Genomic DNA, 25039 nt, shown 5'->3' with positions numbered 1-25039 from the left:
TCGGGAAGCCGGTACCCCGCCCCGTGTACCTGTACAGTCTCCGCCACCGGCGACCGATCCGGTCGCCCACACCCCGCCCGACCGGCGGTTATTAGCGCGGCACGGCCGCGCCGCGGCCTGTTCAACGGTCAGACGCCGGGCCCGCCACGGGCGGTTCCCCCGGTCGATCGCAAGGTCACGATTCGGAGGCGTACTCGACAAGCCCGTGTGAGAGGCGTCACGCTGTTTCCCATCCACGCGGGGAGGCTTGGATGGGCAAGAGCCGCAGAAGTGTTCCCGAGGAGCTCTTGCTGCTCGCCTTGGACCCGGCCACGGGCACCACGGCGCAGCCGCAGACCCTCGACCTCGGACTCGCCGGGGCACAGCTCGTCGAGCTGTCCCTGGCCGGACGGATCGTTCCTGAAGGTGACCGAATCGCCGTGGTGCTCCCACGGCCGACCGGTGACCCGACACTCGACCACGCGCTCGAGCTGCTGCGACGACGCGGCAGCCCGGTCCGCGCCACGCACTGGATCGGCGGGCCCCGACTGGGGCTGCGGCAGACCTACCTCGCACACCTGGAGCGCTGCGGCATGGTGACCGCCGTGCCCGGTCAGGTGTGCGGGGTGCTGCCGACGATCCGCTACCAGGCGTCGGACGACTGCGCCAACGCCGCGATCAAACAGCGACTGGACACCGCGATCCGCACCGGCGTGCCGCCGGACCCGCGGACGGCCGCGCTCGCCGCCCTGGCGCACTCGGTCGGTCTGGGCAAGCACCTCTACCCAGGCAACGAGGGCCGGTCCTCGCGATCGCGGTTGCGCGACCTGATCCGCTACGACCCGCTGGGCGGGATGGTCGCGCACGCCGTGATGGACGTGCAGAACGGCCTGCCGAGCCAGCAGAACCGTTCCGCCCAGACAACCGCGGCACCGTCGGGCTCGGGAGGCCGGGTCGATCGGCGCCCGGCGGCCGGGCGCGGCAGCGGCGGCGGCCGGGTCCCGGCATCCCACGTCGTCGTCCGCTGAGGCTCCCGCCGAGGCCGGACGCCCGCCGGGGACCGCACCGGAAGCCGCACCGGGGCCCTCACCGAAACCTGGGTCCGGACCCCCACCCGGACCCTCACCCGGACCCCCACCGGGAACCCCTGCTCGGCCCGCGGTCCTGCGGGCACCCGAACCACCCCGCTCGCCGAGCGCGCACCAGCGCGCACGGCAGCGCACGCCGAACCGCTCACGCCCCACGGGGGCGCCGAGCACCCGGCATCACCAGGTAGTGAGAAGGGGCGGTCGCCCGCGACGGAAGTCGCCGGGCGACCGCCCCTCCGCCGTCCCCCGAGCCGGTCCGACCCCCGTCCGGACCCCGTCCGGACCCCCGGCCGCATACCGCCCCCGCACGTGCCACCAGCACCTGCGCGGCCCCGAGCCGCATCCGCACCCGCATCCGCACCACATCCGTCACGCCGCCGCCGCACCACCGGACCCGGACCGTGGCGCCTCTACCACCCGGAGGCGCCCGCTGTCTCGCAAAGGCGCTTTTCCGATGATCTGTTCTACCGCGCTCCTGTGATTTCCCGGCGCCGACCTGATCCGGGGTGACATGCTGCTCATCGTCAGGGGGTTGATCCAGATTTCCACCGTGTTCCGAGGACTTCCGTTCCAACGATCACCAGAGGTCCGACCGGAGGCCGACGTGTCCGCGAACATCAATCCCACGGTGCGTCGTCGACGCCTCGGCTCCGAGCTGCGCAAGCTCCGGGACGCGGCGGGGATGACCGCGGAGGAGGTCGCCGGCCGGCTGATGGTCTCCCAGTCGAAGATCAGCCGCCTGGAGAACGGCCGCCGCAGCATCAGCCAGCGCGATGTCCGCGACCTGTGCGACGTCTACAGCGTCGCCGACGAGGCGATGCGGGCCAGCCTGATGGAGATGGCCCGGGAGTCCCGGCAGCGCGGCTGGTGGCACGACTTCAACGACATGCCCACCCCGTACAGCGTCTACATCGGGCTGGAGGCCGAGGCCTCCTCGATCCGCGCCTACGAGTCCTCCTTCGTGCCCGGGCTGCTGCAGACCGAGCAGTACGCCCAGGCCGTGGTCGAGGGCACCCAGCCGGACACCGACGCCCTCTCCGTCCAGCGCCGGGTGCAGGTCCGGATGAAGCGCCAGGACCGGGTCAACGGCGAGAACCCGCTGGGCAGTCTGTGGACGGTGATAGACGAGGCCGTGCTGCGCCGGGAGGTCGGCAGCACCGAGGTGATGGCCCACCAGTTGAAGCACATGCTGGAGCTGAGCCAGCGCCCCAACATCACCATCCAGGTCATCCCGTTCTCGCACGGTGCCCACCCCGGAATGACCGGGACATTCTCCCTGCTGGAGTTCCCGGAGTCAGCCGATTCGACGGTTGTCTACTTCGAAGGGGTGACGAGCGATCTCTACCTGGAGAAGGAGGCCGACGTGCGCCGCTATACCAGTCTCTACGACCACCTGAGGGCGGCCGCGCTCGGGGTGGCGGAGACCCGCTCACTGATAGCCGACATTGAAGAGGGATACCACCGATGAGCACCACCTTCGAGAACAGGACGAGCTGGCGCAAGAGCAGTCACAGCGGCGGCAACGGCGCGTGTGTGGAGATCAGGGTGCCGGCCGTCGACCAGGTGGCCGTCCGTGACTCCAAGGACCCGGAGGGACCGCAGTTGAGTTTCTCCCCCGAGGCCTGGAACGCGTTCGCCGCCGCCGCGGGCGCCGGAGCGTTCGGCAGCCTCTGATCGACCTCGTGCCGGTTCCCGGCCCAGGTGCCCGTAGCGGTGGCCGTCGCCCTCCCCCCGGGGCGGCGGCCACCGCTACGGGCACCTTGGCGTCCGGAGGCATGCCCCCGACAAGCACGCCCCGCCCCGCCCCGCCCCGCCCCGCCCCGCCCCGGCGGCGCAGGATCAGCCGAGCACCGGGTAGCGGGCCGCCCAGGCCGCGCCCTCCGCGGTGTCCCGGCTGTGCAGCTCGGGCCCGTGCATCAGCTCCATGACGAAGTCGTCGGCCAGCTCCAGCAGCGCCCCGCGCCCCTCGAGACCTGCCACCAGGCCGGGCGGCAGCGCGGTGTCCCCGTGCAGCACCCCGAGCAGGTTGCCGCAGACCGCGCCGGTGGAGTCGCTGTCCCCCGAGTGGTTCACCGCCAGCAGCAGCCCGGACCGGACGTCGTGCGCGACCAGCGCGCAGTACACCCCGATCGCCAGCGCCTCCTCGGCGACCCAGCCCTCCCCCAGCGCCTCGACCCGCTCGGCGGACGGCTCCCCCGCCCGCACCGCGTCCAGCGCGGCCCGCAGCGCCGCCGTGGTCTCCTCGTGCGCCGGCCGCTCGGAGAGCAGCGCGAGCGCAAGGTGCACGCCCTCCTCCAGGGTGCCGCCCCGGGCCACGGTCTGGACGATCACCGCCAGCGCCCCGGCCGAGAGGTAGCCGGTGGGATGGCCGTGGGTCAGCACCGAGCACTCCACCGCCAGCTGGAACACCAGGCCCGGCTCCCAGGTGGTCAGCAGCCCGAACGGCGCCGCCCGCATCACCGTGCCGCAGCCCTTGGAGTGCGGGTTCTTCGGCGCCTCCAAGGTGCCCAGCCGCTCGGCGTCCGGTCCGGAGAGCCCGGAGAGACAGGCCTGGCCCGGCGCCCGCTGCGCGTACAGCCACTCCTCCCGGCCGAGCCAGCCGAGGTCGTCCCGGCGCTCGTCGGGGCCCCAGTCCCGCTGGGTGACGGCCCAGCGCAGATAGGCGCGGTGGACGTCGGTGGGCGGGTGCCAGCTGCCGGTGTCCCGGCGGATGTGGGCGCGTATCAGCCCGTCGAGGGTGAACAGCACCATCTGGGTGTCGTCGGTGACCGCGCCCAGCCGCCCGTAGGCGGGGACGTACCCCGTGACCCCGAGCGGGCCGTACGCGGCGCGGATCTTCTCCAGGGACTCGAACTCCACGCCCGCACCGAGTGCGTCACCGATCGCTCCGCCGAGCAGGCATCCCCGCACCCGGCTGCGGAAGTCCTGCTGCTGGGCGCGGGACCACAGTGGCATCACGGCAAGCGCCTTTCGTCCGGGAGCGGGAGGGGCGCGCGACGCACCGCCGGTCGCGCGCCCTCGCACTGTATTCGAATGCCCGAACAGCCCGGCAGGGTTCCCGCTCCACCGGATCGCCACCGGATGTTCCACGATCCGCCGGACTCCCCGGGTTTCGCCCGGTCCGGGCCGGGCCACCACCCGTCGGTGCCGACGGGCACGGGCGGGCGGTGGCCGGGCGGGCGGCGGACGGGCGGGCGGTGGCCGGGCGGGCGGCGGACGGGCGGGCGGTGGCCGGGCGGGCTCAGTCGACCAGCGGCAGCAGTTCCGGCAGGTGTCCGTCCGAGGCCAGCGCGGCGGCCAGCCGCTCGGCCGGCACCTCCCCGTAGGTCGTGGTCCGCTGCCGGTGCGGCCGCCCGACCGCCTCGGCGATCGCCTGGAGGTCGCGGACCGACTTGTAGCTGCCGTACGCCGAACCGGCCATCCGCGAGATGGTCTCCTCCATCAGCGTGCCGCCGAGGTCGTTGGCACCCGAGCGGAGCATCTCCGCCGCGCCCTCGGCGCCCAGCTTCACCCAGCTGGTCTGGATGTTGGGGATGTGCGGGTGCAGCAGCAGCCGGGCCATCGCGATCACCGCCCGGTTGTCCCGCGCGGTCGGTCCCGGCCGGGCGATCCCGGCCAGGTAGACCGGGGCGTTGGTGTGGATGAACGGCAGCGTCACGAACTCGGTGAAGCCCCCGGTGCGCTGCTGGATCTCCGCGAGCAGCCGCAGGTGGCCCACCCAGTGCGCGGGGGTGTCCACGTGCCCGTACATCATCGTGGAGGAGGAGCGGATGCCCAGCTCGTGCGCGGTGCTGACGACCTCCACCCAGGTCGCGGCCGGCAGCTTGCCCTTGGTGAGCACCCAGCGGACCTCGTCGTCCAGGATCTCGGCGGCCGTACCCGGGATGGTGTCGAGGCCGGACTCCTTGGCCCGCTGCAGCCAGTCGCGGATCGACAGGCCGGTCCGGGTCGCGCCGTTGACCACCTCCATCGGCGAGAAGGCGTGCACGTGGATCCCCGGGACCCGCTCCTTCACCGCGCGGGCGATGTCGAAGTAGGCGGTGCCGGGCAGGTCCGGGTGGATGCCGCCCTGCATGCAGACCTCGGTGGCGCCGACCTCCCAGGCCTGCGCGGCCCGGTCGGCGACCTGCTCCAGCGAGAGGCTGTAGGCGTCGGCGTCGGTGCGGCGCTGGGCGAAGGCGCAGAACCGGCAGCCGGTGTAGCAGACGTTGGTGAAGTTGATGTTGCGGGTGACGCAGTAGGTGACCTCGTCACCGACCGTGTCCCGGCGGACCGCGTCGGCGATCCGGCACAGCGCGTCCAGGGCCGGGCCGTCCGCCTGGAACAGCGCCAGCGCCTGCTCGTCGGTGAGCCGGGTCGGGTCGTCGGCCGCCACCGCGAGGGCGGCCCTGACCTCGCCGTCCAGCCGCTCGGGGGCCCCGGTCCCGCTGGGAGCGGCCGCGGCGGCCTGCTCCCTGAGCACCTCCCAGTCGCCGTAGACGTCCTCGAAGTCGGCCCGCCGGTCGCCGGTCCGGCCCTCGGTGTCGATGGTGCTGTGCAGATCGGTGCGGCCGTAGGAGTCCGGCAGGTCCTCCGGCTCCTGCCAGGGGTGTCCGGTGACCACCGCGTCCGGACGGGCCAGTCCGGTCTCCGGGTCGGCCAGCGCCCGGACGTGCGGCAGCACCCGGGGGTCCAGCCAGGGCTCGCCGTGCCGGACGTACTCGGGGTAGACGGCGAGCCGCTCGCGCAGCTCGAAGCCGGCCGCCGCCGAGCGCTCGGCCAGCTTGTCGATCTGCGGCCAGGGGCGCTCCGGGTTGACGTGGTCGGGCGTCAGCGGGGAGACGCCGCCCCAGTCGTCGATGCCGGCCCCGATCAGCCGCTCGTACTCGCCGTCCACCAGGTTCGGCGGGGCCTGCAGGCAGGCCGAGGGGCCCATGATGTGCCGGGCCACCGCGACGGTGGCGACCAGCTCGTCCAGCTCCGCGTCCGGCATGCCGCGCATCGCGGTGTCCGGCTTGGCGCGGAAGTTCTGCAGGATCAGTTCCTGGATGCCGTGGTAGGCCCGGGAGACCCGGCGCAGCGCGAACAGCGACTCGGCGCGCTCCTCGTACGTCTCGCCGATGCCGATCAGCAGGCCGCTGGTGAACGGCACCGAGCTGCGGCCGGCGTCCTCCAGCACCCGGAGCCGGACGGCCGGCTCCTTGTCGGGCGAGCCGTGGTGCGGGCCGCCGGGCTCGCTCCACAGCCGGGTGGCGGTGGTCTCCAGCATCATCCCCATCGAGGCGGAGACCGGCTTGAGCCGCTGGAAGTCGGTCCAGCTCAGCACCCCGGGGTTGAGGTGCGGGAGCAGCCCGGTCTCCTCCAGGATGCGGATCGACATGGCGCGGACGTAGGCGATCGTGTCGTCGTAGCCGTGCGCGTCCAGCCACTCGCGGGCCTCGGGCCAGCGGTCCTCGGGCTTGTCGCCGAGGGTGATGAGCGCTTCCTTGCAACCGAGCGCGGCGCCTCTGCGGGCGACCTCCAGCACCTCGTCCGGGGACATGTACATCCCGTGGCCGGCCCGGCGGAGCTTGCCGGGGACGGTCACGAAGGTGCAGTAGTGGCACTTGTCCCGGCAGAGCCGGGTGAGCGGGATGAACACGCTCTTGGAGTAGGTGATGACGCCGGGGCGGCCGGCCGCTTCGAGGCCGGCGTCGCGGACCCGGGCGGCGCCGGCGCAGAGGTCGCGCAGGTCCTCACCCCTGGCCCGGAGCAGTACCGCCGCCTCGGTCGCGTCCAGCGCGACACCGTCCCGGGCGCGGCGCAGGGCGCGGCGCATCGCGTTGGCGGTCGGAGTGTTGGATGCGTCCATGCCGCGACCCTACGCCAGTTCACGTACGTTCCTCGTACGTTCGGAGGAGACGACCCTGAGGGGGCATCAGGGTCGGCTGGGTCGCGAGGTCGAGCCGGATCCAACCCTGCAGGGCGATGACGCGGGCGACGCTGGACCGTCTAATGGATACCCAGGGACAGTCGGTCACTGACGGAGGGGTTGGACGGATGACGGACGACAGGGCGACCGCGGGCAACGGCCCGGCGGACGCGTGGCAGGACGGGGCTCCCTACCGGTCCCGCCGACGCACGCTGGTGCGCGTCGCGGTGCCGCTGGCGGTCACGGCCGCGATCGCCGCCGGGGTGGGTCTGGTACCCGCGCTGGCGGATTCCTCGCCGCCGGAGCTGCCCGCGCTGACGGCGGAGCAGGTGGTGGCGAAGGTGCTCGGCTCCGAGGCGGAGACGCTGACCGGCACGGTGTCGGTCGCGGCCGACCTCGGTGTGCCGAGCCAGTTGCTGGGCGCCGCGGCCGGCGGCCTCGGCGGCGGCGCCCCGGGCGGCGGTTCCGGCGGCAGGTCGTCGGGCGCCGCCCCGGAGGCGAAGCTGACCGGCCTGCTCGGTGGCGAGCACCGGCTGCGGGTCGCGGTGGACGGTCCTGACCGGCAGCGGATCGGTCTGCTGGAGCAGTTGGCCGGGTACGAGGTGATCCGCAACGGCGACCAGGTGTGGACCTGGGACAGCAGCAGCAACGAGGCCGTGCACCTGACCGGTGCCCGGCCGGACGCGAAGGCGGACGGCAACCGGGGCAAGGGCCCGCTGACCGGGGTGCCGACCACCCCGCAGGAAGCGGCCCAGCAGTTCCTGACCGCGAGCGCGGGCACCACCACGGTCACCGTGGACGGCACCGTCAACGTGGCCGGGCAGAAGGCCTACCGGCTGAGCGTGAAGCCCACCGGGTCGGGTTCGACGATCGGCGAGGTCCGGATCGCGGTGGCCGCCGACAACGGCGTACCGCTGTCGGTCGTGGTCAAGGGGGCGGACGGCAGCACGGTGCTGGACGTCCACTTCACCGATGTCTCGTTCGCCGCGCCGTCCGCGAAGACCTTCGAGTTCACCGTGCCCAAGGGCGCCAAGGTGACGGAGCGCAAGGCCGACGCGACGCCGCGCGCCGAGGTCACCCCGGAGCAGGCCAAGGCCGCCGCCGAGGGTCTGAACGTGATCGGCGAGGGCTGGACGGCGGTGCTCTCCGCCAAGCTGCCCGGCGAGGACGTGTTCGTCCCGGCCGAGGGCAGGGGCCCGCGCGGCAAGGGCGGCCACGGCCCGGGCGGCGGCGGCAAGCTGGAGAACCCGCTCTCGCTGGTCAAGTCGCTCGGCAAGCCGGTCGCCGGCGGTTCGCTGATCAGCACCAAGGTGCTGAACGTGCTCGTCACCGACGACGGCCGGGTGTTCGCGGGCGCGGTGACCCTGCCGGTGCTGCAGAGTGCGGCCGGGGTGAAGTAGTGGCCCAGGCTTCCGTAACGGGGGACGTTACGGAGCCGGCCGGGGGGCCGGGCGCGTCACTGCGCCCGGCCCCCCGTGCCGCTTCGACCTCCCACCGGTCCGATGACGTGATCAGCACCCGGGGCCTGACCAAGCGGTTCCGCGGCGGCCAGCTCGCCGTGGACGGGCTGGACCTGAGCGTCCCCCGGGGCTCCGTCTTCGGCTTCCTCGGGCCCAACGGCTCCGGCAAGACCACCACGATCCGGATGCTGATGGGGCTCATCGCCCCGACCTCCGGGGTCGCCTCGGTGCTCGGCGAGCCGATGCCGCAGTCGGTGTCCTCGGTGCTGCCCCGGGTCGGCGCGCTGATCGAGGGGCCCGCGCTGTACGGCTTCCTCTCCGGCCGTGACAACCTGGCCCGGTTCGACGCCGCCGACCCGACCGCCGACCCGCGGACCCGGCAGCGGCGCGTCGCCGAGGCCCTGGACCGGGTGGGCCTGACCGCCGCGGGCGGCAAGAAGGCCCGCGCCTACTCGCTGGGTATGAAGCAGCGGCTCGGCCTGGCCTCGGCGCTGCTCCAGCCGCGCGAGCTGCTCGTCCTGGACGAGCCCACCAACGGCCTGGACCCGCAGGGCATGCGGGAGATCCGGGCCCTGGTCCGCGAGGTCGCGGCGGAGGGCACCACGGTCTTCCTCTCCTCGCACCTGCTGGACGAGATCGAGCAGGTCTGCACCCATGCCGCCGTGATGTCGCGCGGCCGGCTCCTGGTGCAGGGCACCGTCGCCGAGCTGGCCGCCCGGGCCCGGGGCCGGCTGGTGGTGCGGACACCGGACACCCATCTGGCGGGCGAGGTACTGCTCGCGCACGAGGTCACCGAGCTCCGGATCACCGAGAGCCGGGTGGACGGCGAGCTGGGCCCGCTCGCCGAGGACGCGCTGCCCGGGCTCTGCGCGGCGCTGGTCGCGGCGGAGGTCCGGGTCCACGGCTTCGGCGTGGAGCGGGGCACATTGGAGGACGCCTTCGTGGCGCTGACCGGGGAGGGCTTCGATGTCGCGGGCTGAAGCGGTGCCGACCGAGACGGTAGCGGCCGGGACGGCGCCGGCCGGGGCGGTGGCAGCGGTCGCGACGGCGCACGGGCGGCGCCCGCAGACGGCGGCCGGGTTCCTGGCACTGTTCCGCAGCGAGCTGCTGCTGACCTTCCGCCGGCTGCGGACCATCGTGCTGCTGGGGATCCTGGCCCTGCTGCCGGTCCTGATCGGCGTGGTGGTCCGGATCGAGACGGACGGGCCGCGCGGCGGCGAGGGCCCGGCGTTCATCGCCCAGGTCACCCAGAACGGCCTGTTCCTGGTGTTCACGGCCCTCGCGGTGGCGCTGCCGGTGTTCCTGCCGATGACGGTCGGGGTGGTCGCCGGGGACTCGGTGGCCGGCGAGGCGGCCACCGGCACCCTGCGCTACCTGCTGGTGGCACCGGCCGGGCGGACCAGGCTGCTGGCCGCCAAGTTCACCGCCGGGCTGGTGTTCTGCCTGGCGGCCACGGTCACCGTCGCCACGGCGGCGGTGATCACCGGGGCGGCGCTGTTCCCGGTCGGCGACGTCACGTTGATCTCCGGCGAGACCATCGGCCTGGGGTCGGCGCTGCTTCGGGCGGTCCTGGTGGCCGCGGTGGTGGCCGCCTCACTGGCCGGGCTGGTCGCGATCGGGCTGTTCATCTCGACCCTCACCGGCAGCGGCATCGCGGCGATGGCGGCGACGGTCGGCCTGGTGATCACCGTGCAGATCCTGGACAGCTTCCCGCAGCTGCACGCGATCCAGCCGTTCCTCTTCACCCACCACTGGCTCACCTTCGGCGACCTGCTGCGGGCGCCGATGGAGTGGGACGGGGTGCTGAAGAACCTCGGGCTGCAGGCCGCCTATGTGGCGGTGTTCGGCTCGGCGTCCTGGTCCCGGTTCACCGCGCGGGACATCACGGCCTGACCGGCACGGCGTCGGCCGTACCGGCCACCTCGGCGGCACCGGTCGCCGCGGTGGCCGGGACAGCAGCGGCTGCGGCAGCGGCACCGGTGGCGGCGGCAGTGGCGGCGGTCCGGGCCCGGTCGGCCCGGACCCGCCGCAGCGCGTCCCAGGTGAGCACCACGAGCGCGACCCACACCAGGGCGAAGCCGGCCCAGCGCGCGGTCGGCATCGACTCGTGGAAGACCGCGATGCCGATCAGGAACTGGAACACCGGTGCCAGGTACTGGAGCAGCCCGAGCACGCTCAACGGCACCCGGACGGCCGCCGTGCCGAAGAGGAGCAGCGGGACGGCGGTGATCACCCCGCTGAGCATCAGCAGCCCGGTGTGGCCCCAGCCGTACTCGCCCGCCGCGGTGTGGCCGAAGGTGCCGCGGCCGGCGACCTCCAGGTAGACCAGGTAGCCGAGGGCGAGGGGGAACATGAAGGCGCTCTCGGCGGCCAGGCTCTCCAGCCCGCTCAGCCCGACCTTCTTCTTCAGCAGCCCGTAGGTGGCGAAGGAGAGCGCCAGGGTCAGCGCGATCCACGGCAGCCGCCCGTAGCCGACGGTCAGCACCACCACCGCGAGCGCGCCGACGCCGACCGCCATCCACTGGGCCCGGCGCAGCCGCTCCTTGAGCACCAGCACGCCGAAGGCGATGGTGACCAGCGGGTTGATGAAGTAGCCGAGGCTGGTCTCCACCACATGACCGGTGTTGACGCCCCAGATGTAGACGCCCCAGTTGATCGAGATCACCGTGGCGGCGGCGCCCAGCATGGCGAGCCGTCGGGGCTGGCGGAGCAGCGGGCGGATCCAGCCCCAGTGCCGCTGGGCGACCAGCAGCAGGACCACCGCGACCAGGGACCAGACCATCCGGTTGGCCAGGATGTCGTCGGCGGCGCCGGGCTCCAGCAGCGGCCAGAACAGCGGGAAGAGCCCCCATATGCCGTAGGCGGCGAATCCGCACCAGAGGCCGCGTCCGGCCTCCTGCTGGGTTGTGTCTGGCATGGACCGGCTGCCCTCCGCGCGCACGAGTGTCGAGCCGACGGTAGCGGGCGCGGCCGCGCCTGTCATCTCCGTATGCGGTTTTTGGTCATGACATGCCCCGGCCCCGCCTGCGACGAACCGTCACGGGCGGGGCCGGGAGTGGCGGGGAAGTCTGGTTCAGGCGCCCAGGACGGTCCGGACGGTAGTGGCCAGCGGCACGGTCGGGCGGCCGATCAGCCGGGCCAGGTCGCCGGGAGCGGTGGCCAGCTCGCCGCGCGCGATACCGGCGTCGACGTCCACGAACACGTCGGCGTAGCCCTCCGGCATGCCCGCGCCGATCAGCACCTCCCGGTGCTCGGCCGGGGTGACGCTCCGGTGCTCGACCGGACGGCCCGAGACCTGGGCCAGCTCGGCGGCCAGCTCGGACAGGCTCCAGGCGGCGTCGCCGCTCAGCTCGTAGACCTTGTTCTCGTGACCCTCGCCGACCAGGACGGCGACCGCGGCGTCGGCGTAGTCGCGGCGGGGGGCGGTGGCCACCCGGCCGTCGCCCGCGCTGCCGACCACCGCACCGCGCTCGACCGTGCCGGCGGCGTCGCCGAGGTAGTTCTCGGTGTACCAGCCGTTGCGCAGCAGGGCGTGGGGCAGGCCGGAGCCGACCAACACCTCCTCGGTCGCCCGGTGCTCGTCGGCCAGCCCGAAGGTGGCCGTGCCCAGAATGCTGGTGTAGGCGAGCAGCGCGACCCCGGCGGCCTTCGCCGCGTCGATCACCGCGCCGTGCTGGGCCGCCCGGCGGCCGAACTCGTTCCCGGAGATGAGCAGCACCCGGTCGCCGGCGGCGAAGACCCCGGCGAGCGTCTCGGGGCGGTTGTAGTCCGCCTCGTGGACGCGCACACCCTGCTTCGCCCAGTCCTCGGCCTTGGCTGCGGATCGCACCACCACCGCGATCTCGTTCGCCGGAACGGCTGCCAGCAGCCCCTCCACGACCAGGCGGCCGAGCTGTCCGGTGGCTCCGGTGACGACGTACATGTCCGTGCTCCTTCTGGGTGCTGCGGCGTTGGCTTCGATGCCGTGCTTCGTGCCGCGTCGGCTTCGGTACCACGTCGGCTTCGATGCCGCGTCGGGTTCGATGCCGCGTTGGCTTCGAGACTCACCCTAGGGATGGCACTAACTTCTGGATAGTACGCACTTTGAAGTAGGGTACTGACATGGAGGTAATGACAGAGGGCTCGTCCCTCCTCGACCGCGCGCCCGACATCTACGACCGCATGTGTCCGTCCCGGGGCGTGCTGGAGCACGTCACCAGCCGCTGGGGGGTGCTGGTGCTGGTCGCCCTGCGGGAGCGCGGGTACCGCTTCAGCGAGCTGCGCCGCCGGGTGTCGGGCGTCAGCGAGAAGATGCTCGCGCAGACCCTGCAGACCCTGGAGCGGGACGGCTTCGTGCTCCGCGAGGCGCACCCGGTGATCCCGCCCCGGGTCGACTACAGCCTCACCCCGCTGGGCCTGGAGGCGTCCGAGTACGTGTCGGCGCTCGCCCACTGGGTGGAGGCCCGGATGTGCGCCGTCAGTGACGCGCGCGAGGAGTACGACGGACGGACTACCCGCCCCTGACCAGCTCCGCCAGTCCGTCCAGCACTCGGGCCAGGCCGAAGGTGTAGGCGTGGTCGGGGTCGTACGCGGCGCCGTGCGCCTCGCCGGCGGCGGCGCCGACCCTGGCCGCGACCGGGTAGCGGTCGGGGTCGAGGACCCGGGCGAGCAGCTCGGCATTGGCCTCCCACCACTGGGAGTCGGTCATCGCGCCGTCCTGCTGCGCGGCGCGCTGGTCGGCGGCCATCCGGGCGCAGGTCTGGACGAAGCCGAGCACATGGGTGAGCGCGGCGTCCAGGTCGAGGTCGGACAGGCCGGTGTCCTCGAAGGCACGCAGCTCGTACTCGTACTTGGCCATCAGGCCCGGGCCCAGCGGCGGGCGGGCGGTGGCGACGACGGCGGTCCACGGGTGGGCGCGATGGAGCGCGCGGTTGTCCTCGGCGACGGCGGCGACCCGGGCCCGCCAGCCGCCCCCGGCCGGCGCGGTGCGGGACATGCCGGCGTAGGCGGTGTCCAGCATCAGGTCGACGAGTTCGGCCTTGCCGGGCACGTAGGTGTACAGCGCCATCGGCGAGACGCCGAGTGCCTGGGCGACCCGCCGCATGGTCACGGCGTCCATCCCCTCGGCGTCGGCGATCCCGATCGCGGCGGCGGCGATCTCCGCCGGGGACTTCGCCTGCCGGGGCCCCCGCCGGCCGGGCTTCTCCTCCGCCGACACACCCCAGAGCAGCGCGAGCGTGCGCGCCGGGTCCCCGGCACTGCTGCGGTCACTGGCCATGGGCCGATCCTTTCACGCCGGACCCGCGGGGCCCGCCGGTACGGTCGGAGCCATGACCGCCGCCGACCCCGACCCGTTGCCGGGCACCGACACCCGCGAGCTCGTCCGCCCCCGGGTCACCTGCCGCCGCTGCCACCGCCCGCTGCACGACCCGGAGTCCCGCATCCTGCGCCTCGGCCCCGAGTGCCGCGACCCGGCCGAGCGGGTCGCCCGGCGCGAGGTCGAGCAGGACGCCCTGCCCGGGCTGGACTAGGGCGCGCCTCCGACGTGACCGGGATCACTGTGGCATCATTCTCCGTACTATGTATAGTGTACTTAGTACGGAATAACAGTCGACGAGAGGGCCACCGGACATGCAGATCACTTCCTCCGCCGTTTCACTCACCGTCGAGGACATCGAGGCGTCCGCTTCGTTCCTGCGGGAGCACTTCGGGTTCGCCGAGCAGATGGCGGCGGACGGGTTCACGTCGCTCGGGCACGCCAGTGCCGGAGTGAACGTGGTCTTCCTGCGGCGCGGGACCGAGGTCCTGCCCGAGGGGTTCCGCGACCAGGTCGCCGCGGGCCTGATCCTCGCCTTCGTGGTCGGCGACGTGGCCGCCGAGGAGGCCCGGCTGCGGGCCGCCGGGGTGGAGATCACCATGCCGCTGCGCGAGGAGCCGTGGGGGGAGCGGCTGTTCCAGGTCACCGACCCGAACGGGGTCGTGGTCCAGCTCGTGGAGTGGGCGGAGCAGCAGCACTGACAGCACCGTGAACAGCGGCGCCCCCGGCCGGGAACGGCCGGGGGCGCCGCCCTTCGTGCGGCCGGGTCAGTCGACCGCCCAGGTGTCACCGCCCGCGAGCAGTGCGGCCAGGTCGCCCTCGCCCCGGTCGGCGACGGCGGTGTCCAGCTGCTCGGCCATCAGTTCGTCGTACACCGGCCGCCGGACCTCGCGCAGCACCCCGATCGGGGTGTGGTGCAGGGTGTCCGCGTCGGCGATCCGGGAGAGCGCGAACGCCGTCGCCGGGCCGGCCGCGCGGGCGTCGTGGACCAGGACCGCCGACTCGTTGTCTGCCGTGACCTCGCCGACGGCCAGTTCGCCGTCGGCGCCGCGGAAGACGCCCTGGGCCAGGTCCGTCCCGAACCGGATCGGCCGACCGTGCTCCAGCCGGATCAGCGCCTCGTCCCGGGTGCCGGGCTCCTTGAGCACCTCGAAGGCGCCGTCGTTGAAGATGTTGCAGTTCTGGTAGATCTCGACCAGCGCCGTGCCCTCGTGCTCGGCCGCCGCCCGCAGCACCGACTGGAGGTGCTGGCGGTCGGAGTCGATGGTCCGGGCGACGAAGGTGGCCTCCGCGCCGATGGCCAGCGAGAGCGGGTTGAACGGCGCGTCCAGCGAACCCATCGGGGTGGACTTGGTGATCTTGCCGATCTCGCTCGTCGGCGAGTACTGCCCCTTGGTCAGGCCGTAGATACGGTTGTTGAACAGCAGGATCTTCAGATTCACATTCCGGCGCAGCGCGTGGATCAGATGGTTGCCGCCGATCGACAGCGCGTCGCCGTCGCCGGTCACCACCCAGACGCTGAGGTCCCGCCGGGACGACGCCAGCCCGGTGGCGATCGCCGGGGCCCGGCCGTGGATCGAGTGCACTCCATAAGTGTTCATGTAGTACGGGAAACGGGAGGAGCAGCCGATACCGGAGACGAAGACGGTGTTCTCCCGTCTGATCCCCAGCTCCGGCATGAAGGCCTGTACCGCGGCCAGGATCGCGTAGTCACCGCAGCCGGGGCACCAGCGGACCTCCTGGTCGGTCTTGAACTCCTTGGCGCTCTGCGGCGCCTCGGCCTTCGGGACCAGCTTCAACGAGGGGAACTTCTCGCTCACCGGTTGTCCTCCTCGTCCAGGTTGCCGATCGCCGCCCACAGCACATCCGCCAACTGCGCCGCCTTGAAGGGAAGTCCGCGCACCTGGTTGTAGGACTGGGCGTCCACCAGGTACTTGGCGCGCAGCAGCAGCGCCAGCTGGCCGAGGTTCATCTCGGGGACGATGACCTTGTCGTAACCCCGCAGCAGCGCGCCGAGGTTGGCCGGGAAGGGGTTGAGGTTGCGCAGGTGCGTCTGGGCGACCTCGCCGCCGTCCGCCCGGACCCGGCGGACCGCGGCGGTGATCGGACCGTAGGTCGAGCCCCAGCCGAGCACCAGCACCCGGGCCTCGCCGGAGGGGTCGTCGATCTCCAGGTCCGGCACCTCGATGCCGTCCACCTTGGCCTGCCGGGTGCGGACCATGAAGTCGTGGTTGGCCGGGTCGTAGGAGATGTTGCCGGTGCCGTCCTGCTTCTCGATCCCGCCGATCCGGTGCTCCAGGCCGGGCGTGCCGGGTACCGCCCACGGGCGGGCGAGCGTCTGCGGATCGCGCAGGTACGGCCAGAAGGCGCCGTCCTCGCGATTCGGCCCGGTGGCGAAGTCCGGTGCGATGGACGGCAGATCGTCCACCTCCGGGATCCGCCAGGGCTCCGATCCGTTGGCCAGGTAGCCGTCCGAGAGCAGGAAGACCGGGGTGCGGTAGGTGACCGCGATCCTGGCCGCCTCCAGCGCCGCGTCGAAGCACTCGGCCGGGGTGGCCGGGGCCACGATCGGCACCGGGGCCTCGCCGTTGCGCCCGAACATCGCCTGCAGCAGGTCGGCCTGCTCGGTCTTGGTCGGCAGACCGGTGGACGGGCCGCCGCGCTGGATGTCCACCACCAGCAGCGGGAGTTCGAGCGAGACGGCGAGCCCGATCGTCTCGCTCTTCAAAGCCACGCCCGGGCCGGAGGTGGTGGTCACGCCGAGCGCGCCGCCGAAGGCCGCGCCCAGGGCCGCGCCGATGCCGGCGATCTCGTCCTCGGCCTGGAAGGTGCGCACGCCGAAGTTCTTGTGCCGGCTCAGCTCGTGCAGGATGTCCGAGGCCGGGGTGATCGGATAGGAGCCCAGGTAGAGCGGCAGTCCCGAACGGCGGGAGGCGGCGATCAGGCCGTAGGACAGCGCCAGGTTGCCGGAGATGTTGCGGTAGCGGCCCGGCGGCAGCTTGGCCGGCGGTACCTCGTAGGAGACCGCGAAGGTCTCGGTGGTCTCGCCGAAGTTCCAGCCCGCCCGGAAGGCGCTGACGTTGGCCTCGGCGATCTGCGGCTTCTTGGCGAACTTGGTGCGCAGGAACGCCTCGGTGCCGTGGGTCGGGCGGTGGTACATCCAGGAGAGCAGGCCCAGCGCGAACATGTTCTTCGCCCGCTCGGCGTCCTTGCGGGCGAGGCCGCTCTCCTTGAGGGCCTCCAGGGTCAGCGTGGTGAGCGGCACCTTGTGCAGGTGGTAGCCCTCCAGTGAGCCGTCCTCCAGCGGGTCCGCGGCGTAGCCGACCTTGGACAGCGCGCGCTTGGTGAACTCGTCGGTGTTGACGATGATCGACGCGCCGCGCGGCAGGTCGGGAAGGTTGGCCTTGAGTGCCGCGGGGTTCATCGCCACCAGGACGTTGGGCGCGTCCCCCGGGGTCAGGATGTCGTGGTCGGCGAAGTGGAGTTGGAAGGACGAGACACCCGGCAGCGTTCCGGCGGGAGCGCGGATCTCGGCCGGGAAGTTGGGCAGGGTGGAGAGGTCGTTGCCGAAGGACGCCGTCTCCGAGGTGAAGCGGTCACCGGTGAGCTGCATGCCGTCGCCGGAGTCGCCGGCGAATCTGATGATCACCCGGTCCAGCCTGCGGATCGGCTTGGCGCCCCGGTGCTGCGGACCGACCGGCACGGCAGGCCCGGATCCGCCCTCGTCGCCGTCCGAGCCGTCCACTGCTTCTGACTGATCGACCTGACTGGTCACTGCCGCGGACCTCCTCGTGGGCACCAGCCGCGGGCGTGAGCCGTGTGCCCCGTCCGCCTGGTGCACCTCTCGCATCCTATGCGGGTAAGGATTGCCTTGGACGGAACTCCCCGATGCGGCGAAAAATCACCGCCGCACCCACAAACAACACCGTGGGCGACCGGAACCGTACCCGGACGGGGAAGGTTGGTTCGAATACGAATACAGGCTGCGGGCGGCCGTCGGCGAGCCGGTCAGGAATTCAGATAAGTGAGCACGGCGAGGACCCGGCGGTGGTCCCCGGGGCTCTGCGCCAGTCCCAGCTTGAGGAAGATGTTGCTGACGTGCTTCTCCACCGCGCCCTCCGAGACCACCAGCTGCTTGGCCACCGCGGTGTTGGTCCGGCCCTCCGCCATCAGCCCCAGCACCTCGCGCTCGCGCGGGGTCAGCCCGGCCAGCACGTCGCCCTTGCGGCTGCGGCTGAGCAGCTGCTGGACGACCTCCGGGTCCAGCGCGGTGCCGCCCTCGGCGACCCGGACCACCGCGTCCACGAACTCGCGCACCTCGGCCACCCGGTCCTTCAACAGGTAACCGACGCCCCGGGTGGATCCGGCCAGTAGTTCGGAGGCGTAGCGCTCCTCGACGAACTGCGAAAGCACCAGAACGCCCACCTGTGGATAGCGGCCACGGAGCGTGATACAGGCCCGCAGGCCCTCGTCGGTGTGGGTGGGGGGCATCCGCACGTCCGAGACCACCACGTCGGGCAGCGCGTCGGCGGCGGCCAGGTCGTGGATGGTCTTGATCAGCGCGTCACCGTCCGCGACACCGGCCACGACCTCCAGGCCCCGGTCGGTGAGCAGCCGGGTCAGGCCCTCCCGCAGCAGTACGGAGTCCTCGGCGATGACGACGCGAAGCATGGCGGCCTTCCGGATGGGCGAAGCTGCGGACACGGTGCTGACGGGTGTCAGTCTCCCCCATCCGGGTGTCCGCCGGGACGCCGGACCGCAACCGGGATGCCGGACGGCGACCGGGACGCCGGACGGCAATTCGCACCGCCCGCCCGGAAGCGTCACATGGTGCGGATGGCCACCGAGTCGCAGAGCGCCTGGAGCGCGTCCTTGGCCGGCCCGTCCGGGAGCGGGTCCAGCATCGCGCGGGCCTCCTCGGCCTGGCGCAGGGTCTCCCGGCGGGCGTGCTCCAGCGCCGGGTGGCGGCGCAGCAGCCGCAGGGTCTCCGCGTGCAGCTCGTCGTCGGCGAGGTCCTGGCGGAGCAGCTCGCGCAGCCGGGTGTCGGCGGGGTCGGACGGGTCGGCCGGCATCTGCCGCAGCAGCAGGGTCGGCAGGGTCTCGACGCCCTCACGCAGGTCGGTGCCGGGGGTCTTGCCGGACTCGTGCCCGTCGCTGGCGATGTCGAGCACGTCGTCGGCCAGCTGGAACGCGATGCCGATCCGCTCGCCGAAGGAGCTGAGGATGTCGATCACCCACGGCTCGGCGCCGGCGGCCAGTGCTCCTATCCGGCAGGAGACGGCGATCAGGGATCCGGTCTTGCCTGCCAGCACGCCCAGGTAGTGGTCGAGCGGGTCGTCGTCCGGGCCGGGGCCGGCGGTCTCCAGGATCTGGCCGGTGACCAGTCGCTCGAACGCGTCGGCCTGCAGCCGGACGGCCTCCGGACCGAGGTCGGCCAGCACCTGGGAGGCACGGGAGAAGAGGAAGTCGCCGGTCAGGATGGCGACCGAGTTGTCCCAGCGCGAGTTGGCGCTGGGAGCGCCGCGTCTCACCGGGGCCTCGTCCATGACGTCGTCGTGGTACAGCGTGGCGAGGTGGGTGAGCTCGACCACGACGGCGGCCGGGATCACGCCTTTCGCGCCGGCGTCGCCGAACTGGGCGGACAGCAGCACCAGCAGCGGACGGAAGCGCTTCCCGCCCGCGGACATCAGATGGCTGGCGGTGACGGTGATGAAGGGGACGTCGCTCTTGACGGCCTCGGCGAGCGCGATCTCCACCGCGTCCATCCCGGCCTGGACGTCACGGGTCAGATCGCGGTCCTGCACGCTGAGCCCAAAGGGTCCCACGACGGTCACGAAGACCACTCCTCTGTCCCTGGTCGATCTAGCGGCCCGGTCCCTGAGTGCCGCCGCTGGCCATACAGGCAGGGTATCCGGTCACGAGTGGATCACTGCACGGGCGTGCGGCTCTGTCATGCGCGGGGCGTCCCCGCTGGCCAGCGGGGATGCCCGAACGAAGCGTCCGGGCCGCGCGCGGGGCGCGACCCGGACGGTCGTCGGAGCGGTCGGAACGGGCCGCCGCCGAGGCGTTCGGCCGGGCCGTCGGCGGACGGTCAGCCGACGAAGAACACTGCCTTCGAGGCGAGATCGAGGAAGTACTGCGGCAGCAGTCCGAGCCCGATCGTGACCAGCACACCGATCCCGATCGCGGTCGCCGTGAAGGCACTCGGGACGGCGACGGTCGGGCCGCCCGGCTGCGGGTCGGAGAAGAACATCAGCACGATGACCCTGATGTAGAAGAACGCCGCCACCGCCGAGCTGAGCACACCCACGATCACCAGCGGAGTGGCGCCACCCGCCGCCGCGGCCTGGAAGACCGCGAACTTGCCGGTGAAACCCGAGGTCAGCGGGATGCCCGCGAAGGCCAGCAGGAAGAGCGCGAACACCGCCGCGACCATCGGCGAGCGCCGGCCGAGACCGGCCCAGCTGGACAGGTGGGTGGCCTCGCCCTTGGAGTCGCGCACCAGGGTGACCACGGCGAAGGCGCCGAGGGTCACGAAGGAGTAGGCCAGCAGGTAGAACAGCACCGAACCGACGCCCTGCCGGTTGCTGGCGATCACACCGGTGAGGATGAACCCGGCGTGCGCGATCGAGGAGTAGGCGAGCAGCCGCTTCACGTCCTGCTGGGTGACGGCCAGGACCGCGCCGACCACCATGGTGAGGATCGCCACGCCCCAGAGCACCGGCCGCCAGTCCAGCCGCAGCGCCGGGAAGGCCACGTAGAACAACCGCAGCACCGCGCCGAACGCCGCCACCTTGGTCGCCGCCGCCATGAAGCCGGTGACCGGGGTCGGCGCGCCCTGGTAGACGTCCGGGGTCCAGGAGTGGAACGGCACCGCGCCGACCTTGAAGAGCAGACCGACCGTCAGCATCGCCAGGCCCACCAGCAGCAGGGCGTCGTTCTGGGTCGAGGACACCAGGGCCGGGGTGAGCAGTGCGTTCCCGGAGATGACGTCCGCGATCTCGCCGAGCCGCACGGTGCCCGCGTAGCCGTACAGCAGCGCGGTGCCGAACAGGAAGAACGCCGAGGCGAAGGCGCCGAGCAGGAAGTACTTGACCGCCGCCTCCTGGGAGAGCAGCCGGCGGCGCCGGGCCAGCGCGCAGAGCAGGTAGAGCGGGAGGGAGAAGACCTCCAGCGCCACGAACATGGTCAGCAGGTCGTTGGCGGCGGGGAACAGCAGCATGCCGCCGACCGCGAACATGGTGAGCGGGAAGACCTCACTGGTGGTGAAGCCGGCCCGGATCGCGCTGCGCTCGTGCTCGCCGCCGGGGGTGGCGGCCGCCTGGGCGGTGAAGGCGTCGGCCGGCTCGCCGCCGGCCTTGGGCTCCAGCCGGCGCTCGGCGTAGGTCAGCACCGCGACCACCGCGACCAGCAGGATCACACCCTGCAGGAACAGCGTCGGGCCGTCCAGGGCGACCGCGCCCATCGCGACCGCCTCGACCTTGGTGGTGCCGTAGCCCTGCGCGGCGAGCACCAGGACGGCGACGAAGGCGCCGGCCAGGCCGACCAGGGCGGTCACCACCTGGGCCCAGTGCCGCAGCCGCCGGGGCAGGAACGCCTCCAGCAGGATGCCGGCCACCGCGGCGCCGAACACCACCAGCATCGGCGACAGCTGGCCGTACTCGATGTGCGGCGCGGGGATGCTCTGGGTGCTGCCGCCGGCGGCGGCGAGCCATCCGGTGCTGCTCACTTGTGCTCACCTCCTGAGCGGGCGGTCCCGTCCTGGGCGGTCCCGTGGTCGGCGGACACCGGGTGCGCCGGCGCCGGGTCGGTCTGGTGCACCTGCGAGAGGGTGGCGTTCACCGACGGGTTGACGAGGTCGGTGAGCGGCTTCGGGTAGACACCGAGCAGCACGGTCAGTGCCACCAGCGGTGCGACCACGGCGAGTTCGCGGACCTTGAGGTCCGGCATGCCGCGCACCTCCTCCTTGACCGGGCCGGTCATGGTGCGCTGGTACAGCAGCAGGGCGTACAGCGCGGCGAGCACGATGCCGAAGGTGGCGACGATGCCGACCGCGGGGTACCGGCTGAACGTGCCGACCAGGACCAGGAACTCGCTGACGAACGGTGCCAGGCCGGGCAGCGAGAGCGTCGCCAGCCCGCCGATCAGGAAGGTCCCGGCGAGCACCGGGGCGACCTTCTGCACGCCGCCGTAGTCGGCGATCAGCCGGGAGCCGCGGCGGGAGATCAGGAAGCCTGCCACCAGCATCCACGCGGCGGTGGAGATGCCGTGGTTGACCATGTAGAGGGTTGCGCCGCTCTGGCCCTGGCTGGTCATCGCGAAGATGCCCATGATGATGAAGCCGAAGTGCGAGATCGAGGCGTAGGCGACCAGCCGCTTGATGTCCTTCTGGCCGATGGCCAGCAGCGCGCCGTAGACGATCCCGACCAGCGAGAGGACCAGGATCGCCGGGGCGAAGGTCTTCGAGGCGTCCGGGAACAGCCCGAGGCAGAAGCGGAGCATCGCGAAGGTGCCCACCTTGTCCACCACGGCGGTGATCAGCACGGCGGTGCCCGCGGTGGCCTCGCCCATCGCGTTCGGCAGCCAGGTGTGCAGCGGCCAGAGCGGGGCCTTGACCGCGAAGGCGAAGAAGAAGCCGAGGAACAGCGCCTTCTCCGCGGTGCCGCCGAGCTGCAGCCGGCCGTCGGCGACCGCCGCGGTGAGCGTCTGCAGGTCGAAGGTGCCGAGGCCCTGCTCCTGGGCGATCACGTACAGGCCGATCACGGCGGCCAGCATGACCAGGCCGCCGAGCAGGTTGTAGAGCAGGAACTTGACCGCCGCGTAGGAGCGCTGACGGGCGGACTCGGGGCCGCCCGCCCGGTCGCCGAAGCCGCCGATGAGGAAGTACATCGGGATCAGCATGGCTTCGAAGAAGACGTAGAAGAGGAAGACGTCGGTGGCGTAGAAGGAGACGATCACCATCGCCTCCACCGCCAGCACCAGGGCGAAGAACGCCTGGGTGCGCCGCCTGTTCTCGAACGACCCGTCCGGGGCCGCGGCGGCCGGGGTCGTGGCGGCCGGGTCCGCGTCGTGCCAGGAGGCGAGCAGCACGATCGGGACCAGGACGGCGGTGAGCAGGGCGAGGACGGCGCCGATGCCGTCCACCCCGACCGCGAAGGTGATGCCGAAGGACCGGATCCAGCTGTAGGACTCGGTCAGCTGGTAGCGGGCGCCGTCCGGGTCGAAGCGCGCGGCCACCGCGCCGGCCAGGGCCAGGGTGGCGGTGGAGAAGACCATCGCCACGATCTTGGTGGTCCGCCGCCGCGCCTCGGTGGACCCGGCGGGCAGGGCGGCGGTGAGCACCGCACCGGCCGCCGGGACAGCGCAGGTGGCGGTGAGGAGGACGCTCATGCCCCGGCCTCCCCGCGATGTGTGTAATCCGGGTGCATCAGACGGACCTCATCAGGAGAGTCGTGGCGACCAGCACCAGCGTGCCGCCGAACATGGAGAGCGCGTACGTGCGGACGTAGCCGTTCTGGATCCGCCGCAGCCGGCTGGAGACGCCGCCGATGGTGGCCGCCAGGCCGTTGACGAAACCGTCCAGGCCGCGGCTGTCGAAGTAGACCAGCGCCGCGGCCAGCGCCGAACCGGGGCGGACCAGGACGGCGTGGTTGAAGTCGTCCTGGAGGAGGTCCCGGCGGGCGGCCCGGGTGAGCGGGGAGCCGTACGGCGGCAACACCGGGACGGCGGAGCGGCCGTACATGAGGTACGAGAGCGCGACGCCGGCCAGCATGCAGGCGCTGGTGAGCAGGGTGACCACCAGTGGGGTGAGCGGGGAGTTGCCCTCCTCGTGCCCGGTGACCGGCTCCAGCCAGGTGAGGAAGGAGTCGTGGAAGGCGAACAGCCCGCCGGCGAAGACCGAGCCGAAGGCCAGCACGATCATCGGAATGGTCATGGTCTTCGGCGACTCGTGCGGGTGCGGGTCGTGGCCCTCGGCGTCCGGCTGCCAGCGCTTCTCGCCGAAGAAGGTCAGGATCATCACCCGGGTCATGTAGAACGCGGTGACCGCGGCGCCGATCAGGGTGCACAGGCCGAGGATCCAGCCCTCGGTGCCGCCCTTGGCGAAGGCCGCCTCGATGATCCTGTCCTTGGAGAAGAAGCCGGACAGGCCGGGGAAGCCGATGATGGCCAGGTAGCCGAGGCCGAAGGTGACGAAGGTGACCGGCATGTACTTCCGCAGGCCGCCGTAGTGACGCATGTTCACCTCGTCGTTCATGCCGTGCATGACCGACCCGGCGCCGAGGAAGAGCCCGGCCTTGAAGAAGCCGTGGGTCACCAGGTGCATGATGGCGAAGGCGTAGCCGATCGGGCCGAGCCCGGCCGCGAGGATCATGTAGCCGATCTGCGACATGGTCGAGCCGGCCAGCGCCTTCTTGATGTCGTCCTTGGCGCAACCGACGATCGCACCGAAGAGCAGGGTGACCGCGCCGACCACCACCACGGCGGTCTGGGCGTCCGGCGCCAGGTTGAAGATCGCCCCGGAGCGGGTGATCAGGTAGACGCCGGCGGTGACCATGGTGGCCGCGTGGATCAGCGCGGAGACCGGGGTCGGGCCCTCCATCGCGTCCCCGAGCCAGGACTGCAGTGGCACCTGCGCGGACTTGCCGCAGGCGGCGAGCAGCAGCATCAGGCCGATCGCGGTCAGCTTGCCCTCGCTCGCGCTGCCCGCGGCGCCGAACACCGGCCCGAAGGCGAAGGAACCGAACTCGACGAACATCAGCATGATCGCGATGGACAGGCCCATGTCGCCGACGCGGTTGACGATGAACGCCTTCTTGGCGGCGGTGGCGGCGCTCGGCTTGTGCTGCCAGAAGCCGATCAGCAGGTAGGAGGCGAGGCCCACGCCCTCCCAGCCGAAGTACAGCAGCAGGTAGTTGTCGGCCACCACCAGCAGCAGCATGGCCGCCAGGAAGAGGTTGAGATACGCGAAGAAGCGGCGCCGGCGCTCGTCGTGCGCCATGTAGCCCACCGAGTAGAGGTGGATCAGGGTGCCGACGCCGGTGATCAGCAGGACGAAGGTCATCGAGAGCTGGTCGAGCTGGAAGGAGATGTCGGCCTGGAAGCCGTTCACCGGGATCCAGCTGAACAGATGCTTGGTCAGGGTACGGTCCTCCGCGTCCCGGCCCAGCATGTCCGAGAACAGCGCGAGGCCGAAGCCGAAGGAGAGCGCGGCGAGCGCGGTGGCCAGCCAGTGGCCGAGGCGGTCGAAGGCCCGGCCGCCGAGCAGCAGCAGGACGGCGCCGGCCAGCGGGGCCGCGACCAGCAGGGGAATGAGAGTGTTCACCGA

Annotated in this window: 21 protein-coding genes; 9 read left to right on the top strand and 12 right to left on the bottom strand. The window is 72.2% G+C overall.

The window, feature by feature from the left end; translation table 11 throughout:
• The first annotated feature begins 251 nt into the window (after positions 1–251).
• The 3 genes from SM793_RS00530 (at position 252) to SM793_RS00520 (ending at position 2741) form a co-directional block, all read left to right on the top strand.
• Positions 252–1007, top strand: a complete 756-nt coding sequence (locus SM793_RS00530) for a GOLPH3/VPS74 family protein (protein ID WP_320435937.1) — start codon at positions 252–254, stop codon at positions 1005–1007.
• A 664-nt stretch (positions 1008–1671) separates the two neighbouring features.
• On the top strand, positions 1672–2535 hold the full coding sequence (locus SM793_RS00525; protein WP_320435936.1) for a helix-turn-helix transcriptional regulator: 864 nt from the start codon (positions 1672–1674) through the stop codon (positions 2533–2535).
• Positions 2532–2741: a DUF397 domain-containing protein gene (locus SM793_RS00520; protein ID WP_320435935.1), complete on the top strand. Its 210-nt coding sequence runs from the start codon at positions 2532–2534 to the stop codon at positions 2739–2741. The genes SM793_RS00525 and SM793_RS00520 overlap by 4 nt, the downstream gene beginning before the upstream one ends.
• 165 nt (positions 2742–2906) lie before the next feature.
• Here SM793_RS00520 and SM793_RS00515 read toward each other — a convergent pair whose 3' ends face one another.
• Both SM793_RS00515 and SM793_RS00510 read right to left on the bottom strand, forming a co-directional pair.
• Positions 2907–4022: an ADP-ribosylglycohydrolase family protein gene (locus tag SM793_RS00515; RefSeq protein WP_320435934.1), complete on the bottom strand. Its 1116-nt coding sequence runs from the start codon at positions 4020–4022 to the stop codon at positions 2907–2909.
• 286 nt (positions 4023–4308) lie between these two features.
• Positions 4309–6897, bottom strand: coding sequence for a bifunctional FO biosynthesis protein CofGH (locus SM793_RS00510; RefSeq protein WP_320435933.1), 2589 nt, complete (start codon positions 6895–6897; stop codon positions 4309–4311).
• A gap of 188 nt (positions 6898–7085) precedes the next feature.
• Between SM793_RS00510 and SM793_RS00505 the strand changes: the two genes are divergently transcribed.
• Genes SM793_RS00505 through SM793_RS00495 form a run of 3 tightly spaced genes read left to right on the top strand, consistent with a single transcriptional unit; the run spans position 7086 to position 10310 of the window.
• Positions 7086–8357 carry a DUF2092 domain-containing protein gene (locus SM793_RS00505; RefSeq protein WP_320435932.1) on the top strand — a complete coding sequence of 424 codons (1272 nt, stop codon included), beginning with the start codon at positions 7086–7088 and terminating at the stop codon, positions 8355–8357.
• A gap of 59 nt (positions 8358–8416) precedes the next feature.
• Complete coding sequence (locus SM793_RS00500) at positions 8417–9397, top strand: ABC transporter ATP-binding protein (RefSeq protein ID WP_413815843.1); 981 nt, start codon at positions 8417–8419, stop codon at positions 9395–9397.
• Entirely contained in the window at positions 9384–10310 is a 927-nt protein-coding gene (locus tag SM793_RS00495; protein ID WP_320435930.1) for an ABC transporter permease, read from the top strand. The genes SM793_RS00500 and SM793_RS00495 overlap by 14 nt, the downstream gene beginning before the upstream one ends.
• On the opposite strand, the gene rarD is transcribed toward SM793_RS00495, so the two are convergent.
• Both rarD and SM793_RS00485 read right to left on the bottom strand, forming a co-directional pair.
• Positions 10300–11334 carry an EamA family transporter RarD gene (gene rarD / locus SM793_RS00490; protein WP_320435929.1) on the bottom strand — a complete coding sequence of 345 codons (1035 nt, stop codon included), beginning with the start codon at positions 11332–11334 and terminating at the stop codon, positions 10300–10302. The two genes, SM793_RS00495 and rarD, sit on opposite strands and share 11 nt — an antisense overlap.
• 156 nt (positions 11335–11490) lie before the next feature.
• On the bottom strand, positions 11491–12339 hold the full coding sequence (locus SM793_RS00485) for an SDR family oxidoreductase (protein WP_320435928.1): 849 nt from the start codon (positions 12337–12339) through the stop codon (positions 11491–11493).
• Between the two features lie 179 nt (positions 12340–12518).
• Between SM793_RS00485 and SM793_RS00480 the strand changes: the two genes are divergently transcribed.
• Complete coding sequence (locus SM793_RS00480) at positions 12519–12920, top strand: winged helix-turn-helix transcriptional regulator (RefSeq protein WP_413815837.1); 402 nt, start codon at positions 12519–12521, stop codon at positions 12918–12920.
• Here SM793_RS00480 and SM793_RS00475 read toward each other — a convergent pair.
• Positions 12907–13674 (bottom strand): TetR/AcrR family transcriptional regulator, encoded by a 768-nt coding sequence (locus SM793_RS00475; RefSeq protein ID WP_320435927.1) that lies wholly within the window; start codon positions 13672–13674, stop codon positions 12907–12909. The two genes, SM793_RS00480 and SM793_RS00475, sit on opposite strands and share 14 nt — an antisense overlap.
• Before the next feature lie 52 nt (positions 13675–13726).
• Between SM793_RS00475 and SM793_RS00470 the strand changes: the two genes are divergently transcribed.
• Complete coding sequence (locus SM793_RS00470) at positions 13727–13927, top strand: DUF6011 domain-containing protein (RefSeq protein ID WP_320435926.1); 201 nt, start codon at positions 13727–13729, stop codon at positions 13925–13927.
• A 100-nt stretch (positions 13928–14027) separates the two neighbouring features.
• Positions 14028–14414 (top strand): VOC family protein, encoded by a 387-nt coding sequence (locus SM793_RS00465; protein ID WP_320435925.1) that lies wholly within the window; start codon positions 14028–14030, stop codon positions 14412–14414.
• A gap of 66 nt (positions 14415–14480) precedes the next feature.
• Here SM793_RS00465 and SM793_RS00460 read toward each other — a convergent pair whose 3' ends face one another.
• The 7 genes from SM793_RS00460 to nuoL form a co-directional block, all read right to left on the bottom strand.
• On the bottom strand, positions 14481–15533 hold the full coding sequence (locus SM793_RS00460; RefSeq protein ID WP_320435924.1) for a 2-oxoacid:ferredoxin oxidoreductase subunit beta: 1053 nt from the start codon (positions 15531–15533) through the stop codon (positions 14481–14483).
• On the bottom strand, positions 15530–17416 hold the full coding sequence (locus tag SM793_RS00455) for a 2-oxoacid:acceptor oxidoreductase subunit alpha (RefSeq protein ID WP_413815842.1): 1887 nt from the start codon (positions 17414–17416) through the stop codon (positions 15530–15532). Before SM793_RS00455 ends, SM793_RS00460 begins: the two co-directional genes overlap by 4 nt.
• Positions 17417–17721: 305 nt before the next feature.
• Positions 17722–18384: a response regulator transcription factor gene (locus SM793_RS00450; protein ID WP_320435922.1), complete on the bottom strand. Its 663-nt coding sequence runs from the start codon at positions 18382–18384 to the stop codon at positions 17722–17724.
• A 152-nt stretch (positions 18385–18536) separates the two neighbouring features.
• On the bottom strand, positions 18537–19547 hold the full coding sequence (locus SM793_RS00445) for a polyprenyl synthetase family protein (RefSeq protein WP_320435921.1): 1011 nt from the start codon (positions 19545–19547) through the stop codon (positions 18537–18539).
• 257 nt (positions 19548–19804) lie between these two features.
• Entirely contained in the window at positions 19805–21442 is a 1638-nt protein-coding gene (gene nuoN, locus SM793_RS00440; protein ID WP_320435920.1) for an NADH-quinone oxidoreductase subunit NuoN, read from the bottom strand.
• Positions 21439–23103, bottom strand: a complete 1665-nt coding sequence (locus tag SM793_RS00435) for an NADH-quinone oxidoreductase subunit M (protein WP_320435919.1) — start codon at positions 23101–23103, stop codon at positions 21439–21441. The genes nuoN and SM793_RS00435 overlap by 4 nt, the downstream gene beginning before the upstream one ends.
• 37 nt (positions 23104–23140) lie before the next feature.
• Positions 23141–25036 (bottom strand): NADH-quinone oxidoreductase subunit L, encoded by a 1896-nt coding sequence (gene nuoL, locus SM793_RS00430; RefSeq protein ID WP_320435918.1) that lies wholly within the window; start codon positions 25034–25036, stop codon positions 23141–23143.
• Between the last annotated feature and the right edge of the window lie 3 nt (positions 25037–25039).

This window comes from Kitasatospora purpeofusca, assembly GCF_034043715.1.
In the GTDB taxonomy this organism is placed as follows: domain Bacteria; phylum Actinomycetota; class Actinomycetes; order Streptomycetales; family Streptomycetaceae; genus Kitasatospora; species Kitasatospora purpeofusca_A.
This window is presented reverse-complemented; position numbering and strand designations above follow the sequence as displayed.